The 14682-nt window shown below is 63.5% G+C and carries 17 protein-coding genes and 3 tRNA genes; 9 read left to right on the top strand and 11 right to left on the bottom strand.

Annotated elements, in window-relative coordinates:
• Positions 1 to 29: 29 nt before the first annotated feature.
• The 4 genes from KHO41_RS12065 to KHO41_RS12050 form a co-directional block, all read right to left on the bottom strand.
• Positions 30 to 105, bottom strand: a tRNA-Met gene (locus tag KHO41_RS12065).
• A 111-nt stretch (positions 106 to 216) separates the two neighbouring features.
• Positions 217 to 456, bottom strand: a complete 240-nt coding sequence (locus KHO41_RS12060) for a hypothetical protein (protein ID WP_211953510.1) — start codon at positions 454 to 456, stop codon at positions 217 to 219.
• Positions 457 to 675: 219 nt separating this feature from the next.
• Entirely contained in the window at positions 676 to 963 is a 288-nt protein-coding gene (locus tag KHO41_RS12055; protein WP_211953509.1) for a hypothetical protein, read from the bottom strand.
• A gap of 244 nt (positions 964 to 1207) precedes the next feature.
• Positions 1208 to 1284: transfer RNA gene (locus tag KHO41_RS12050), tRNA-Arg, on the bottom strand.
• A 133-nt stretch (positions 1285 to 1417) separates the two neighbouring features.
• Here KHO41_RS12050 and greB point away from each other — a divergent pair.
• Complete coding sequence (gene greB / locus KHO41_RS12045; RefSeq protein ID WP_211953508.1) at positions 1418 to 1984, top strand: transcription elongation factor GreB; 567 nt, start codon at positions 1418 to 1420, stop codon at positions 1982 to 1984.
• A gap of 17 nt (positions 1985 to 2001) precedes the next feature.
• Here greB and KHO41_RS12040 read toward each other — a convergent pair whose 3' ends face one another.
• The 4 genes from KHO41_RS12040 to KHO41_RS12025 all read right to left on the bottom strand — a co-directional run bounded on the left by KHO41_RS12040 (position 2002) and on the right by KHO41_RS12025 (position 6564).
• A complete protein-coding gene (locus KHO41_RS12040) occupies positions 2002 to 4425 on the bottom strand; it encodes a RelA/SpoT family protein (protein WP_211953507.1) in 2424 nt (807 codons plus the stop codon).
• A 196-nt stretch (positions 4426 to 4621) separates the two neighbouring features.
• Entirely contained in the window at positions 4622 to 4825 is a 204-nt protein-coding gene (rpoZ, locus tag KHO41_RS12035; protein ID WP_006578656.1) for a DNA-directed RNA polymerase subunit omega, read from the bottom strand.
• 90 nt (positions 4826 to 4915) lie between these two features.
• A complete protein-coding gene (gene gmk / locus KHO41_RS12030) occupies positions 4916 to 5566 on the bottom strand; it encodes a guanylate kinase (protein ID WP_211953506.1) in 651 nt (216 codons plus the stop codon).
• Between the two features lie 62 nt (positions 5567 to 5628).
• Complete coding sequence (locus tag KHO41_RS12025; RefSeq protein ID WP_211953505.1) at positions 5629 to 6564, bottom strand: YicC/YloC family endoribonuclease; 936 nt, start codon at positions 6562 to 6564, stop codon at positions 5629 to 5631.
• Between the two features lie 156 nt (positions 6565 to 6720).
• Between KHO41_RS12025 and KHO41_RS12020 the strand changes: the two genes are divergently transcribed.
• From KHO41_RS12020 to hemW, 5 genes are all read left to right on the top strand, one after another.
• Entirely contained in the window at positions 6721 to 7785 is a 1065-nt protein-coding gene (locus KHO41_RS12020) for a serine/threonine protein kinase (RefSeq protein ID WP_211953504.1), read from the top strand.
• A 66-nt stretch (positions 7786 to 7851) separates the two neighbouring features.
• A complete protein-coding gene (locus KHO41_RS12015) occupies positions 7852 to 8766 on the top strand; it encodes a PP2C family protein-serine/threonine phosphatase (protein WP_211953503.1) in 915 nt (304 codons plus the stop codon).
• Between the two features lie 82 nt (positions 8767 to 8848).
• Positions 8849 to 9568, top strand: coding sequence for a ribonuclease PH (gene rph, locus KHO41_RS12010; RefSeq protein WP_211953502.1), 720 nt, complete (start codon positions 8849 to 8851; stop codon positions 9566 to 9568).
• A gap of 20 nt (positions 9569 to 9588) precedes the next feature.
• Entirely contained in the window at positions 9589 to 10206 is a 618-nt protein-coding gene (gene rdgB, locus KHO41_RS12005; RefSeq protein ID WP_211953501.1) for an RdgB/HAM1 family non-canonical purine NTP pyrophosphatase, read from the top strand.
• The gene (hemW, locus tag KHO41_RS12000) at positions 10203 to 11444 is read left to right on the top strand and encodes a radical SAM family heme chaperone HemW (protein WP_211953500.1); all 1242 of its coding nucleotides are present in this window, start codon (positions 10203 to 10205) and stop codon (positions 11442 to 11444) included. Before rdgB ends, hemW begins: the two co-directional genes overlap by 4 nt.
• A 79-nt stretch (positions 11445 to 11523) precedes the next feature.
• Here hemW and KHO41_RS11995 read toward each other — a convergent pair whose 3' ends face one another.
• The gene (locus tag KHO41_RS11995; protein WP_211953499.1) at positions 11524 to 12042 is read right to left on the bottom strand and encodes an outer membrane lipoprotein; all 519 of its coding nucleotides are present in this window, start codon (positions 12040 to 12042) and stop codon (positions 11524 to 11526) included.
• 245 nt (positions 12043 to 12287) lie between these two features.
• Here KHO41_RS11995 and KHO41_RS11990 point away from each other — a divergent pair.
• A tRNA-Ser gene (locus KHO41_RS11990) sits at positions 12288 to 12377 on the top strand.
• Positions 12378 to 12815: 438 nt separating this feature from the next.
• On the opposite strand, the gene KHO41_RS11985 is transcribed toward KHO41_RS11990, so the two are convergent.
• Both KHO41_RS11985 and KHO41_RS11980 read right to left on the bottom strand, forming a co-directional pair.
• Positions 12816 to 13142, bottom strand: a complete 327-nt coding sequence (locus KHO41_RS11985) for a helix-turn-helix domain-containing protein (protein WP_211953498.1) — start codon at positions 13140 to 13142, stop codon at positions 12816 to 12818.
• A 58-nt stretch (positions 13143 to 13200) separates the two neighbouring features.
• On the bottom strand, positions 13201 to 13455 hold the full coding sequence (locus KHO41_RS11980) for a type II toxin-antitoxin system RelE family toxin (RefSeq protein ID WP_211953497.1): 255 nt from the start codon (positions 13453 to 13455) through the stop codon (positions 13201 to 13203).
• A gap of 240 nt (positions 13456 to 13695) precedes the next feature.
• Here KHO41_RS11980 and KHO41_RS41665 point away from each other — a divergent pair, with 240 nt between their 5' ends.
• On the top strand, positions 13696 to 13884 hold the full coding sequence (locus tag KHO41_RS41665; protein WP_211953543.1) for a hypothetical protein: 189 nt from the start codon (positions 13696 to 13698) through the stop codon (positions 13882 to 13884).
• A gap of 155 nt (positions 13885 to 14039) precedes the next feature.
• Positions 14040 to 14621 (top strand): DUF1294 domain-containing protein, encoded by a 582-nt coding sequence (locus KHO41_RS11970; protein WP_211953496.1) that lies wholly within the window; start codon positions 14040 to 14042, stop codon positions 14619 to 14621.
• Positions 14622 to 14682 lie beyond the last annotated feature (61 nt).

Below are 14682 nucleotides of genomic sequence, written 5' to 3'. Positions count from 1 at the left end.
GGCCTGAGGAACCAACCACCTGAAGGTGGTGGTTGCGGGGGCAGGACTTGAACCTGCGACCTTCGGGTTATGAGCCCGACGAGCTGCCAACTGCTCCACCCCGCGTCTGAAGAATGAGATTATGCAGGGTTCGCGTGCAGTTGGCAAGTATTTTCTTGCCAACTCGCGAATTTCTCATCCAAGGCGCACGCAAGCGCCATCGCAACCATCAACGCATCATGCGACGCGCCGCTGCTTCGCTTCAGTTCCTGCTTCGGCAAGCACGGTTTCGATGTACTGGTTCACCTGGTCAAGCGCTTCGAGCTTCGTGTCGAACGGATGGTTGGGAAACGGATTGTGCCGCGGTGCCAGTACGCCGCCATCCTGCCTGTGGATGATCTCCACCAGGATCGACCACTTGCCTTTCGGCAAGGCGATCACCTCATAGACGATCTTGTAACCTTCAAATTCCGGCATGGCGTGTACTCCTTTACTGCGTGGCGGACCGGACATCGCCCGCCTCCACATCCAGAGTAGGAGTGCACCCCCGAGACAAAAATGATCTGCGTCAATAGCCGCCGATCAAGGTAGATCACAGCATGATATAAGCCATTGCCGACATCGGAATAATAAAAAGAAGCGCAGGACGGTGCGCATGGATTGCGCACAAGCGACGCCGACACTACCGGCAATGCGTTACCTGGCGGAACCGATGATCCGATCGACAAGCGCATAGCCCGCACTGAATGCGGCAACTTCCGCCGCATGACGCGTCGCGAAATGCTGCGTGCCGCTGACGAGCAACTCCGTATCGCCGGCATCCGCAGGGTCCGCGCCCTCCTGGCTGACGCGAACCTCATATCCCCAGTACGTCGATGATGGCCCCATGCTGACCACACCATCATCGCTTTCATGCTGCTGCGTCACGAGCACGTACACATCCATGTCGCGATACGCCTCCACACGCCATTCGGTCTGGGCCATGCCGATCTCCTTTCTCGATGCTATGCCCTGCTGTTCGAGCCTATGCGCACACGCGACAGATCGCAAGACGAGCCCCTTCGCGCGCAAGGCTAGCGCGTGGGCTGCATCGATGGGAATGAATGTGGCGCGAGATGCGCGGCAAGCAAGGCAGACCGCAAGCGCGCGATAATGAAGAGAAACCGATGGGAACGCCGAAATGGAAAAAGGGCTTCCGTTTCCGGAAGCCCTTTTCTTTCTGCATAGGTGGCGCGGCTGGCAGGATTCGAACCCACGACCCCTTGGTTCGTAGCCAAGTACTCTATCCAACTGAGCTACAGCCGCACTCGAGAAATGAGATTATATCTGAGTTTTGATTTTTGTGAACCCCCTGCGGCACATTTTTTCGTTTTTTCTCGCATACGCGGCCTGCGCGCGCGGTTTTCTATAATGGCTGACCGAAGATGTGATCCCGACCATGAACAAGGCATTTGTCAAAGAGTCGTCTGATGACGACGAAGACGATCTTCCCGAAGGCGCCGCACCGCTGCCAGCGGGCACCAAGAACTACATCACCGCCGACGGCTACCACCGCCTGCGCAATGAACTGATGCACCTGATCGACGTCGATCGTCCCGATGTCGTGCAGATCGTGTCGTGGGCCGCCTCCAATGGCGACCGTTCCGAGAACGGCGACTATCTTTACGGCAAGAAGCGCCTGCGCGAGATCGACCGCCGCATCCGCTTCCTGACGCGACGCCTGGACAAGGCCGAAGTGGTCGACCCGTCGCTGCAGGGCGACAACGACCAGATCTTCTTCGGCGCGACCGTCACTTACGCCAACCAGTCCGGCGAGGAAACGACCATCACGATCGTCGGCATGGATGAAGTGGATCTCGACACGAACCACGTGAGCTGGATCTCGCCAATCGCCAAGGCGCTGATCAAGGCGCGTGAAGGCGATACCGTGGCACTGCGCACGCCGGTCGGCGTCGAACAGATCGATATCCTGGATGTCACCTACCCGCCGCGCAAGGCGGGCTGATTGCGCAATGGCGGCGCTCAGCCGTCGTTGCGGTCGCGGAAGATGCGGATTACGTCCGGGTTCCGCCGCAGGGCACGCATCACGTTAGCCAGGTGCAGGCGGTTCTGTACCTGGATGATGAATTGCATGTAGGTCGCCTCCTGGTGGCCGGCGTCCTGCTGCTCCATCGACACGTGTGCCACGTTGGCATCCGCCGAGGTCAGATCCGCGGCCACGCGGGCCACGATGCCCTTGACGTTGCGCACCATCACCTTGATCGACACGTCGAATGCGCGCGCGGTCTTCTTCGCCCACATGACGTCGATCCAGTGCTCCGGATCCTTGCTGTGCAGGCGCTTGGCCACCTTGCAGTCCTGCACGTGGATCTGCAGGCCTTCGCCCTTGCCCAGGTAGCCGACAATCGGATCGCCGGGGATCGGACGGCAGCACGCCGGGAACAGGATCGACATGCCCTCGTCGCCCGTGATCGGCACCGCCGGCGCTTCTTCGCCCGAGAAAGTCTGCACGGCGGCCAGCAGCGCGCTGTCGACATCGCCTGACAGCTCCTGCAGCAGGATCTCCATGCGCTTGGCCACCACGGCCGGCACACGCCGGCCCAGCGCCAGGTCGGCGAAGATGTCTTCGCGGTGCTTGTTGCCCGTCCACTGGATCATGCGATCCCACACGGTCTGCGGCACGGCCTTCAGCTCGATGCCGAGCTGGCGCGCCGACTGCTCCAGCAGGCGCTCGCCAAGCTGGATCGCCTCGTCGAGCTTGGTGGTCTTCAGGTAGTGGCGAATCGCCGCGCGCGCCTTGCCGGTGCGCACGAACGACAGCCACGACGGGTTCGGCTTCGAGTACGGCGCCGTCACCACTTCGACGATGTCGCCGCTCTTGAGCTCCGTGCGCAGCGGCAGCAGCTCGTTGTTGATCTTCACCGCGACGCACTGGTTGCCCAGGTCACTGTGCACCGCGTACGCAAAATCCAGCGCCGTGGCGCCTCGCGGCAGCGCGCGGATATGGCCCTTGGGCGTGAACACGTAGACCGCGTCCGGGAACAGGTCGATCTTGACGTGTTCGAGGAATTCCTGCGAATCGCCGGTCTGGCTCTGGATATCGAGCAGCGACTGCAGCCACTGGTGCGCCTGCTGCTGGATATCGTTGGCGTGGTCCGCCTGCGTCTTGTACATCCAGTGCGCGGCCACGCCGGCCTCGGCAATCTGGTGCATCTCGCGCGTGCGGATCTGGAACTCGACCGGCGTGCCGAACGGACCAACCAGCGTCGTATGCAGCGACTGGTAGCCGTTGATCTTCGGGATCGCGATGTAGTCCTTGAACTTGCCGGGCATCGGCTTGTACAGGCTGTGCAGCGCGCCCATCGCCATGTAGCAGTGCATCTGCGTTTCCACGACCACGCGGAAACCATACACGTCGAGCACCTGCGAGAACGACAACTGCTTGTCGTGCATCTTGCGGTAGATGCTGTAGAGCGTCTTCTCGCGGCCGGAGAGTTCGGCGACGATGCCAGCATCCGCCAGCGCTTTCTGCGCGGCTTCAAGGATGCGCTTGACCACCTCGCGGCGGTTGCCTCGCGCGGCCTTCACCGCCTTCTCGAGCGTCGCGTAGCGGAACGGCGAGCCGACCTTGAACGACAGTTCCTGCAGCTCGCGGTAAATCGTATTGAGACCCAGCCTGTGCGCGATCGGCGCATAGATCTCCATGGTCTCCAGCGCGATGCGGCGGCGCTTCTCCGGCGGCACGAAGTCGAGCGTGCGCATATTGTGCGTACGGTCGGCCAGCTTCACCAGGATCACGCGCACGTCGCGCGCCATCGCGAGCAGCATCTTGCGGAAGCTCTCCGCCTGCGCCTGCTCGCGGCTCTGGAATTCGAGCTTGTCCAGCTTGGTCAGGCCATCGACCAGTTCGGCGACCTTGGGACCGAATTTCTCGGCCAGCTCGCTCTTGGTGATGCCCTGGTCTTCCATCACATCATGCAGCAGCGCCGCCATGATGGATTGCACATCGAGCCGCCAGTCGGCGCACAGCTCGGCCACCGCCACCGGATGGGTGATGTACGGTTCGCCGCTCTGGCGGTACTGGCCCAGGTGGGCCTCGTCGGAAAACTGGAAAGCCTCGCGCACGCGGGCCTGGTCGGGCACCTTCAGGTAGGCCAGCTTCTCCATCAGCCGCGTGATGGAAATGACCTGCTGGCGCGGCGGCACCGCGGGCTGTGACGTCGGCCCGAAGAAATGCCGGTATGACTGCGCCAGCACAGCATCGATGAACAGGCTGTCGGCTGCCAGTGCCGCCGGCGCCTCCTCCACGGCCGTCAGCTCGTCGTGCATGGCCGATGCCGCCATGCGTGCCTTGCCCTGCGCAATGGGCGGCACGACGGCACGCTCCCCGACAACATCGTTGCCGAGCGGATCAGGGAGATTGGGAGCGCCGGTGCGCGCGTTCACGGATGCCTGGCCGGAAGGAGAGCGCTTACGCGCGGACGCCGCTCCGGCATCGCTGCCCGTCTCGCCGCGCGCTGGTGCGCCGGGGGAGTCGGTTGACGAGGATGGCTGTGACGAAGGCATGGGGACGGCCCCTGGAATCCGGTTGCGGGATGTGTATGCACACGATGCAAGGATGAACCACGGGCCGCCCGGGGAATCAGGTCGGGACCTTCTTGAGCATCTCGATGCCGACCTGGCCCGAGGCGATTTCGCGCAGGGCAACCACAGTGGGCTTGTCCTTCGCTTCCACCTTCGGGGTGTGGCCCTGCACCAGCTGGCGCGCACGATACGTGGCTGCCAGGGCGAGCTCAAAGCGGTTCGGGATGTGTTTCAGACAATCTTCGACGGTAATACGCGCCATATCAAATCCACCTTGGGACAAAACCTGTTGGGTTGCTATTTTACAGCACCGCGCGCGAATCGCCCGGCAGGGCCCCGCGCGCACCGGCGCTCAGTGAATGCCAAGCTCGATGAAGAGCTCGGTATGGCGCGCTTTTTGCGACGAAAAGCGCAGGCGCGTGGCACGCACCACGTTGCGCAGTTCCTCGAGCGCGTTGTCGAAGACCTCGTTGATGATGACGTAGTCCGACTCGGACGCATGCGACATTTCGCTGCCGGCGGCCAGCAGGCGCCGCACGATCACGTTGGGCTCGTCCTGCCCGCGCTTCTTCAGGCGTTCTTCCAGCGCAGTCAGCGACGGCGGCAGGATAAAAATCTCGACGGCGTTCGAGAACCGCTGGTGCACCTGTTGCGCGCCCTGCCAGTCGATCTCGAGCAGCACGTCGTTGCCCTGCGCCATCTGCTCCTCGATCCACACGCGCGACGTCGCGTAGTAATTGCCGTGGACCTCGGCCCACTCGAGGAACTCGCCGCGGTCGCGCGCAGCGCGGAAGGAATCCACGGTACAGAAGTGGTATTCGCGCCCGTCCTGTTCGCCGGGGCGCGGCGCACGCGTGGTGTGGGAGATCGACAGGCGGATCGCCGGGTCCTGCGCGAGCAGCGCGTTGACCAGCGTCGACTTGCCGGCTCCGGAAGGTGCCACCACCATAAACAGGTTGCCGGGGTAGACGGTATCGATGGCGGTGTGAGGCGTATCGCTCATGTGAATTCTTTGGTTCTTCAGGCGCCGTAGCGCCGGGTGAAACGGATGCGTTGAACGGGGCGTTACTCGAGGTTCTGGATCTGCTCGCGCATCTGCTCGATCAGCAGCTTCAGCTCCATCGAAGCGTCGGCCAGCTCCTTGGCGGCGGCCTTGGAACCGAGCGTGTTGGCCTCGCGGTTGAGCTCCTGCATCATGAAGTCGAGCCGCTTGCCGACCTGGCCGCCCTTCTTCAGGATATGCCGGGTCTCGTTCAGGTGTGCCTGCAGGCGCGACAGCTCTTCAGCAATGTCTATGCGGATGCCGTAGACCGTGGCTTCCTGGCGAATGCGCTCGGCGATCTCGTCGCGGCTCATCGACGGCATGCCGGTCGGCGCTGCCAGGTTGAATGCTTCCTGCAGGCGCTCCGTCAGCTTTTCCTGATGATGCGCGATCAGCTGCGGGATAGTCGGCGTGAGCCGCTCGACGATGCCGAGCATGGTGTCGATGCGCTCCATCAGCGTGGCCTTGAGCGCATCGCCTTCGCGGCGGCGTGCCTCGCGCAGCTGGTCCAGCGCTTCGCGCGCGGCACCCATCACGGCTTCGCGCAGCGAATCCTGCGACAGTTCGGGTTCGACCAGCACGCCAGGCCAGCGCAGGATCTCGCCCATGCGCAGCGTGCCGGCGGTCGGAAAGGTGTTCGCGACCGTCGATTCGAGCGCGCGGATCTGCCCAAGGAGGCCCTCATTGAGCGCGAGCGTGGCGCCGCCGGTGTCGGTGCGCTGCAGGTTGATGCGGCATTCCAGCTTGCCACGCGACAGCTCGGCCATCAGCATCTCGCGCAGCGCCGGTTCGAACGCGCGGCATTCTTCGGGGGCACGGAACAACAGGTCGAGGAAACGCGAATTGACAGTCCGGAATTCCACCGAAACGGAAGCCGTTCTGCCGCTGGGCTCACCCTGCGCGTTTGTCAGCGGCGCCTGGCGGGTAGCCAGGCCATAACCTGTCATGCTGTGGATCATTGAATGTTCTCGCGAAATGGCGCGGGCCGGGGGTAGGCTGGCCCGCCGCAAAGGCGTCTTGTATCCGCCGAAAAGGGGCAACAATGCCCGCTATTGTGTTCTTTACAAGTGACCGATTAGCCGTGACAATCCCGAGGCAAATCCGGTCCGATTCCTATGACAGAGTCCAAGGGCGCTACACAACCCAAGAGTGCACCGCTGCCCGTCGGCACGCTGTTGTCCAACTATCGTATTGTAAAGAAGTTGGCCAGCGGGGGGTTCAGTTTCGTCTACCTGGCCACCGACGAGACCGGCGCCCCCGTCGCCATCAAGGAATACCTGCCCTCGTCGCTGGCGCGGCGCAGCCCCGGCGAACTGATCCCGCTGGTGCCCGAAGAAAACGCGGCGTCGTTCCGCCTGGGCCTGAAATACTTCTTCGAAGAAGGCCGTTCGCTGGCCCGCATCTCGCACCCGAGCGTGGTGCGCGTGGTGAATTTCTTCCGCGAGAATTCCACCGTCTACATGGTCATGAACTATGAGATGGGCAAGACGCTGCAGGAGCATATCCTGGCCGCGCGCCAGCAAGGCCGCGCCAAGGTGCTGCGCGAGCATTTCATCCGCAAGGTCTTCCATGACCTGATGAGCGGCCTGCGCGAAGTCCATATCCACAAGCTGCTGCACCTGGATATCAAGCCCGGCAACATCTACCTGCGCGAGGACGAATCGCCGATCCTGCTCGATTTCGGCGCCGCGCGGCAGACGCTCACCATGGAGGCGAAGCGCTTCCAGCCGATGTACACGCCCGGTTTTGCCGCACCCGAACTCTACGGCAAGCACAATGAGCTTGGTCCGTGGACCGACGTCTACAGTCTGGGCGCGACGCTCTACGCCTGCATGGCCGGCATGCCGCCGCAGGAAGCCAACCAGCGCGAGAAGGACGACCGCATGGGCGATGCCGTCGCGCGCCTGCGCAGCAGTTACACCAATGGCCTGGTCGACCTGGTCGAATGGTGCCTGCGGCTGGTCCCCTCCGAGCGGCCGCAGAGCGTGTTCCGTCTGCAGAAGGAGCTGCGCGAGCAGACCAATGCGCTCGGCGAACAAGCCGCTCAGGCAGCGCCGACAGCCCCGCTGGAGCGGCCCGAGCGTACCGGCCCGTCGAGCCGTTTCCTGACTTTGCTGCGCCGACGCGACGATACGGTGGCGCCACCCACGCGACAGCCCGCCAAGACAAGCGGCGATTGAGTCACCTCACTTCACGTCCTTCCCGCACTTCCGTCCCAAACCCATCCGAACAGCCAGACAGCCAACATGCGATTCTCCGTCTATCAGGAAAGCAGGAAAGGCGGCCGCCGCATCAATCAGGACCGCATGGGCTACTGCTTCACGCGCGACGCCCTGCTGATGGTGCTGGCCGATGGCCTCGGCGGCCACGCGCTCGGCGAAGTCGCCGCGCAACAAGCGCTGCAGACACTGGCGCGGCAGTTCCAGACCCAGGCCCGTCCGACCATCCGCAACCCGGCGGATTTCCTGCAGGACACCATCATGCTGGCGCACCGCGAGATCCACCGTTACGCGGAGGCCCACCGGCTATCCGACGTGCCCCGGACCACGGTCGTTTGCTGCCTGGTGCAGCAAGGCCACATCCACTGGGCCCATGCCGGCGATTCCCGCTATTACCTGGTTCGCAAAGGCCGGCTGCTGACGCGCACGCGCGATCACTCGAAGATCGAAAACCTACTGCAGCAGGAGCGCGTGCTGCCGATGGAGGTGGCCAACCACCCGGAGCGCAACAAGCTCTACAACTGCCTGGGCTCGCCGAACCTGCCGCTGATCGACATCGGCGGACCCCTGCGACTCGAACCGGGCGATGTCGCGCTGCTGGGCTCCGACGGCTTGTGGGGACCGCTCGATGAACCGGAGATCGTGGACAGGCTCACGCGGCTGTCGGTCGTCCAGGCCGTGCCCGAACTGATTTCGCGTGCCCTGGAAAAAGCCGGCGAAGGCGCCGACAACACCACTGGCATCGCCATGATGTGGGAGCTGGACGCGAGCGTAACGGGTGACGAATCCGTCATGACCGATACGCTGCCGCTGAACGCCTTCACGACCTCCATCCTGGAACGGCCCGGCACGGAAACCGACCTGCTCTCCGAAGAAGAAATCGAACGCTCGATCGCCGAGATCCGCGCGGCCATCGACAAGACCAGCAATCTGATGCGCTGAGCGCAAACCCCGGGACGGCGGGCACGAGAGGCCTGCCGGCGTTAGAATCGCGGTCTCTACCCGATTCGAGCGAACCATTCCCATGCGACCCAGCGGACGCGCAGCCGATGCGCTGCGTTCTATCAGCCTGACCCGTCACTACACCCGCCACGCCGAGGGCTCCGTGCTGTGCGCCTTTGGCGACACCAAGGTGCTGTGCACCGCCAGCGTACTGGCCAAGGTGCCGCCGCACAAGAAAGGCAGCGGCGAAGGCTGGGTCACGGCCGAATACGGCATGCTGCCCCGCGCCACGCATACGCGCTCGGACCGCGAAGCCGCACGCGGCAAGCAAACCGGCCGCACCCAGGAAATCCAGCGCCTGATCGGCCGCGCCATGCGCTCGGTGTTCGATCTCGCCGCGCTGGGCGAATACACGCTGCATCTGGACTGCGACGTGCTGCAGGCCGACGGCGGCACCCGTACCGCCGCCATCACCGGCGCGTTCGTGGCCGCGCACGATGCCATCTCGACCATGCTGCGCGACGGCCTGATCACCGCCAGCCCGATCCGCGATTTCGTCGCCGCCGTCTCGGTCGGCATGGTCGACGGCGTGCCGGTGCTGGATCTCGACTATGCCGAAGACAGCAACTGCGATACCGACATGAACGTGGTCATGACCGGCAGCGGCGGCTTTGTCGAAGTACAGGGCACGGCCGAAGGCGCGCCCTTCAGCCGCGCCGACCTGGACGCCATGACGCGCCTGGCCGAGGACGGCATCGCGCAACTGGTCCGCCACCAGCGCCAGGCGCTGGGCCTGGCCTGAAGAACGGAACGGAATACGCCATGCAACGCCTGGTACTCGCCTCCAACAACCCCGGCAAGCTGCGCGAATTCGGCGCGCTGCTGGCTCCGCTCGGCTTTGACGTGGTGCCGCAGGGCGAACTCGGCGTCCCCGAAGCCGAAGAGCCCTTCGCTACCTTCGTCGAGAACGCACTCGCCAAGGCCCGGCACGCGAGCCTGCTGGCAGGCATGCCGGCGCTGGCGGACGACTCGGGCATCTGCGTACAGGCGCTGGACGGCGCGCCCGGCGTCTACTCCGCGCGCTATGCGCAGATGGCCGGCAAGCCCAAGTCCGACCAGGCCAACAACCTGCACCTGATCTCGCAGCTCGCCGGCAAGCTGAACCGCCACGCGCACTACTACTGCGTGCTGGTGTTCGTGCGCCATGCCGCCGATCCGTGCCCGATCATCGCCGAAGGCGTATGGCATGGCGAAGTCGTCGATGCCCCGCGCGGTGCCGGCGGCTTCGGCTATGACCCGCACTTCATGCTGCCGGACCTGGGCAAGACCGCAGCGGAGCTGCCGGCCGAAGAAAAGAACGCCGTCAGCCATCGCGCGCTCGCGCTGCGTTCGCTGGTGGCGCGCCTGCAGGGCGAAAGCCGCGGCAAGGCTGCGCGATGATCCCGATCGTACCGGCCGGCGCCGCGCCGGCCGCCACGCCCGACAACACGCAGCTCTGGCTCAAGCCCGGTCAGATCGCACTGCCGGGCTCGCCGCCACTGTCGCTCTACGTGCATGTGCCATGGTGCGTGCGCAAGTGCCCGTACTGCGATTTCAATTCGCATGCCGTGCCTGGCAAGGACGGCAGCCACGACATTCCGGAAGACGCCTACCTCGACGCGTTGCGTGCGGACCTGGAGCAGTCGCTGCCGCTCGTGTGGGGCCGCCCGGTCCATACCGTGTTCATCGGCGGGGGCACACCGAGCCTGCTGTCTGCGGCCGGCATGGACCGGCTGCTGTCGGATATCCGCGCACTGCTGCCGCTCGATGCCGATGCCGAGATCACGATGGAGGCCAACCCCGGCACCTTCGAAGCCGAGCGTTTTGCGAGCTATCGCGCGAGCGGCGTCAACCGGCTATCCATCGGCATCCAGAGCTTCAACGACAGCCACCTGGAGGCCCTCGGCCGTATCCATGGTGAACGCGAGGCACGCGCGGCCATCGATATCGCACAACGCAGCTTCGACAACGTCAACCTCGACCTGATGTACGCGCTGCCCGGCCAGACGCTGGAACAGTGCCGCAGCGATCTTGAGAGCGCGTTGTCGTATGGCACCACGCATCTTTCGCTCTACCACCTGACGCTCGAGCCGAACACGCTGTTCGCGAAGTTCCCGCCCGCGCTGCCCGACGATGACCTCGCCTACGAGATGCAGGACCTGATCGAGGCCCGCACCACGGAAGCCGGCTACCGGCACTACGAGACCTCGGCCTACGCACGCGCGCACCGCGAGGCGCGGCACAACCTGAACTACTGGCGCTTCGGCGACTACCTCGGGATCGGCGCCGGCGCGCACGGCAAGCTGTCGTTCCCCAACCGCATCCTGCGCCAGATGCGGCACAAGCACCCTGCCACCTACATGGCGCAGGCGATGGCCGGCAATGCGGTGCAGGAATCGCGCGAAGTCGGCGCGGACGAACTGCCTTTCGAATTCATGCTCAACGCACTGCGCCTCACCGATGGCGTGCCGGCTTCCAGCTTCCACGACATGACCGGCCTGCCGCTGCATGCGATCAGCCGGCAGCTCGCGGCGGCGGAGAAGAAGGGATTGCTCGACGCGGACCCGACCGTGATCCGCCCTACCGAACTCGGCCGGCGCTTCCTCAATGACCTGCAGGAGATGTTCCTGAAGGACTGAAGCGTCAGGACAGCGGCACGAAAGCACGAAGGCCACGGCATTGCCGTGGCCTTCGTTGCTTTGCGGACCCGATTCAGGATCAGTACGGCATCGCCATGTCGTTCGCCACGCGCGCGCGCATGCCGACCTGCAGGTTGCCCAGGTTGCTCTGCGTCACCGTAGCCACACGGCCATCATCAAGACGGACATTGACGCGATATGCAGTCTGCGTGTTGCTGCCGGCACGCTTCTCGATCTGGTTGCCGGCCACCGCGCCGACCACGGCGCCGCCGATCGTTGCCGCAGTCTGTCCGCGCCCGCCACCGACCTGATGGCCCAGCAGGCCACCGGCTGCGCCACCGATCACGGTGCCCAGCAGGCCCGAACTGTTCTGTGTATTGGTGATCGGCTCAATCGACTCCACACGGCCGTAGTAGACCGAACCTGCCGGGGCCTGCGTGGTGTAGCCACCGTTGCTCGCCGGCGGCGGAGGCGGCGCGTTGTAGCCGGTGTTATAGCCGGTATCGTAGCCGTTGTTGTAGGGCGCCGCGCAACCGGCCAGGCCGATCGCGGCCAGGGCGGCCGCCATCGCGATCCGATTCTTCGACTTGCTTTGCATCTGGGGTTCTCCTCTGTTGCCAGGTAAAGCCGGGAAAGCGGCACTTGATGCTGCACTTGGTGCAATCCCGGCACACCGGTATGAGCCATGCCACGGCTGTAAGGTTCCGCCGTGTCGGACAGGCACCGACAAGGGATCCGCAGATTTGCCCAACGATCCGCACAGGCCTTGTATAATGCGCGGCCGTACTGGTCCTTGCGCCAGCGGCATGTCGCGCAATCCGCGCTACAATGCCGGCACTCCAAGGAAGCGTGGCCGAGTGGTTTAAGGCAGCAGTCTTGAAAACTGCCGATGGGGTGACCCATCCGTGAGTTCGAATCTCACCGCTTCCGCCAATCCTCATTCCGCAGCGTTCCGATACCTTCCCAAGAACTACCCGCAAGCCCAATAACGGCGCGGTTTTGGGGGTATTTCTCTTCTTGCCGGTTCCCAACCACTCCGACAAAATCTTCTCATCGAACAGGGGTGAGAATGGGGGTGGGAAATGGCGACACGGCAGCTGCATCGGCTTACGGCGCTCAAGATCGGCAAGCTGGATGCACCCGGTCATTAGCCGGACGGCGGCAACCTCTACTTCCAGATTTCTGAGACAGGCTCGCGGTCCTGGATATTCAAATGCACGCTGCGCGGCCGATCGCGCGAAATGGGATTAGGACCCTGTCTTCAGTCTCGCTACGCGGAAACATGCCAAGAGACAAAACGAATAGAGGCGCTGCGCGCGCCTCTATGAGACACCACCGGCATGATCATCCCGGCGGCCTGGTGACGGAACGTCAGAAGTCGAGTTGTTGCGGAAAGATGCCGAGGGCAGCAGCGATCTTGTCGCGCGACGATTTGCGCAGCTTGTCGCTGCCCTCCTGCTGCGCGTAGGCACCCTGCGTGATGCCCAGGCGCGACGCCACCTCTGCCTGCGTCAGGCCGAGATGTTCGCGCCAGGCCTTCACGGGAGTGGCACCGTCGACCGTACGCGACACCACTTCGTGCGGAATCACCTCCGGGTCGCGCTGACGTTCGGCCATGTACTGGCCATAGGGGATCACCACATATTCCGGCTTGCCGTCCGGGCCGTTGATGATCTGGATGTTGGTCGGTGCGTTCATTCTGTACCTCTGTTCGTATGAGGGGGGGCAGTGGGCCGGCTTCAAGCCAGCCCCTCACTCAGTAGGTTTGTTCGTTACGGGCTTTCACTTCCTGAACCTCTACAACCCTGATCCCGCCATCCCAGTCAAACAACACTCTGTAGTTTCCGACTCGGAGGCGGTAGCCATGTTCGTGATTCGTTAGCTGTTTGACATTCGAGCAATTCGGCATCTCCTCCAAGGCTTTCACTGCGTCGCGGATCGGTCCCTGATGCTGGTGGTCCAACTTGCGCAGTTGCTTGGCTGCTTTGCGAGTCCAGAGGATTGTGTTCATGGAACTCGATTATACGTTTAATATTAGTTTTATCAAAGAAATATTAGTTTTATCCATGCGCCGCTTTACCTCTGCGCCCATGGTGGTGGCCCTCAAATCGGACTACCTTCTCCCCGAGCCAATCGGTGACCTCCATGAGCCGGTCCTGCAGCGGCTCGACTTCATTGCGCGCGAACGCCGAGCGCGACAACAGCCTGTGCGGGATGAACGTCGGCAACAGGATGTTTCGCTTCACATAGCATCGGGCCAGGTAGCGGGACTTCCACCACGGCCAGCGGTGCCAGGCATGCGTTCCTATGGACGTCGGCAGATGACATGGTCGAGCTCAACAACAAAGTCACCATAGTGCCAGCTTGGCTGGAGTTGATTGCCGCCCTAGCCATCTCGGACAACGGACAGATCGCCGCAGACTCACCGGGCTCGCTTTGATTGAAGGGTCATCGACAGCGCCGTTCGCCGGGGCCATTACGTCGAACTCACGGACCTGGTGGATCTGGTGCGCTCGCGCGAAAGGTTCCTGGGCTCTCAAGTGCTCCCAACCTTCGCTTACACTTGCCCCCTGCCGCAACCTCACACAAAGAACCATGAGAAAAGCAGGTCGGGTCAAGTCATGGCATGCCGATAAGGGCTATGGTTTTATCGACATCCACGCGGACGTGAAGGATGTCTTTTTCCATGTTTCGGCGCTGCAAACGCGCGCCGTTGCACCGAAGCCGGGTGACCGCGTGAGCTTCGAACTGGCTAAGGGCAAAGATGGCCGGATGCAGGCTCTGAATGTAGCGATAGCCGGCGCACCGAAATCCCAGGCAGCGTCCAGCGCAAGCTGGCGGCCGGCATTGGTGGGGCTGTTGGCCCTGGCGATCATGGTGGGAGGCGCGCTTGCCGGTTACCTACCCCGGCCTGCCGCGATTGCCAGCGTGCTGGCCAGCGTCGTCGCGTTTCTCGCCTACGCCACCGACAAGGCGCGAGCGAGCCGTAACGCGTGGCGCATACCTGAGGCTCATCTACACCTGCTTGCGCTGTGCGGCGGATGGCCAGGCGCGCTGGCCGCCCAGCATCTTCTGCGGCATAAAAATCGGAAGCAGGAATTCCAGGTCGTTTTCTGGGCAACGGTCGCCCTGCATACTGGCGCGCTCGCCCTTTGGAGAACAACTCTATCGACGTAAGCAAGTGCGCACCATGTCATGGGCCCGCAGATCAAGGCGTCTGCCTGCGAGCCACGCGCAC

Source organism: Cupriavidus numazuensis (genome assembly GCF_905397435.1).
In the GTDB taxonomy this organism is placed as follows: domain Bacteria; phylum Pseudomonadota; class Gammaproteobacteria; order Burkholderiales; family Burkholderiaceae; genus Cupriavidus; species Cupriavidus numazuensis.
This window is presented reverse-complemented; position numbering and strand designations above follow the sequence as displayed.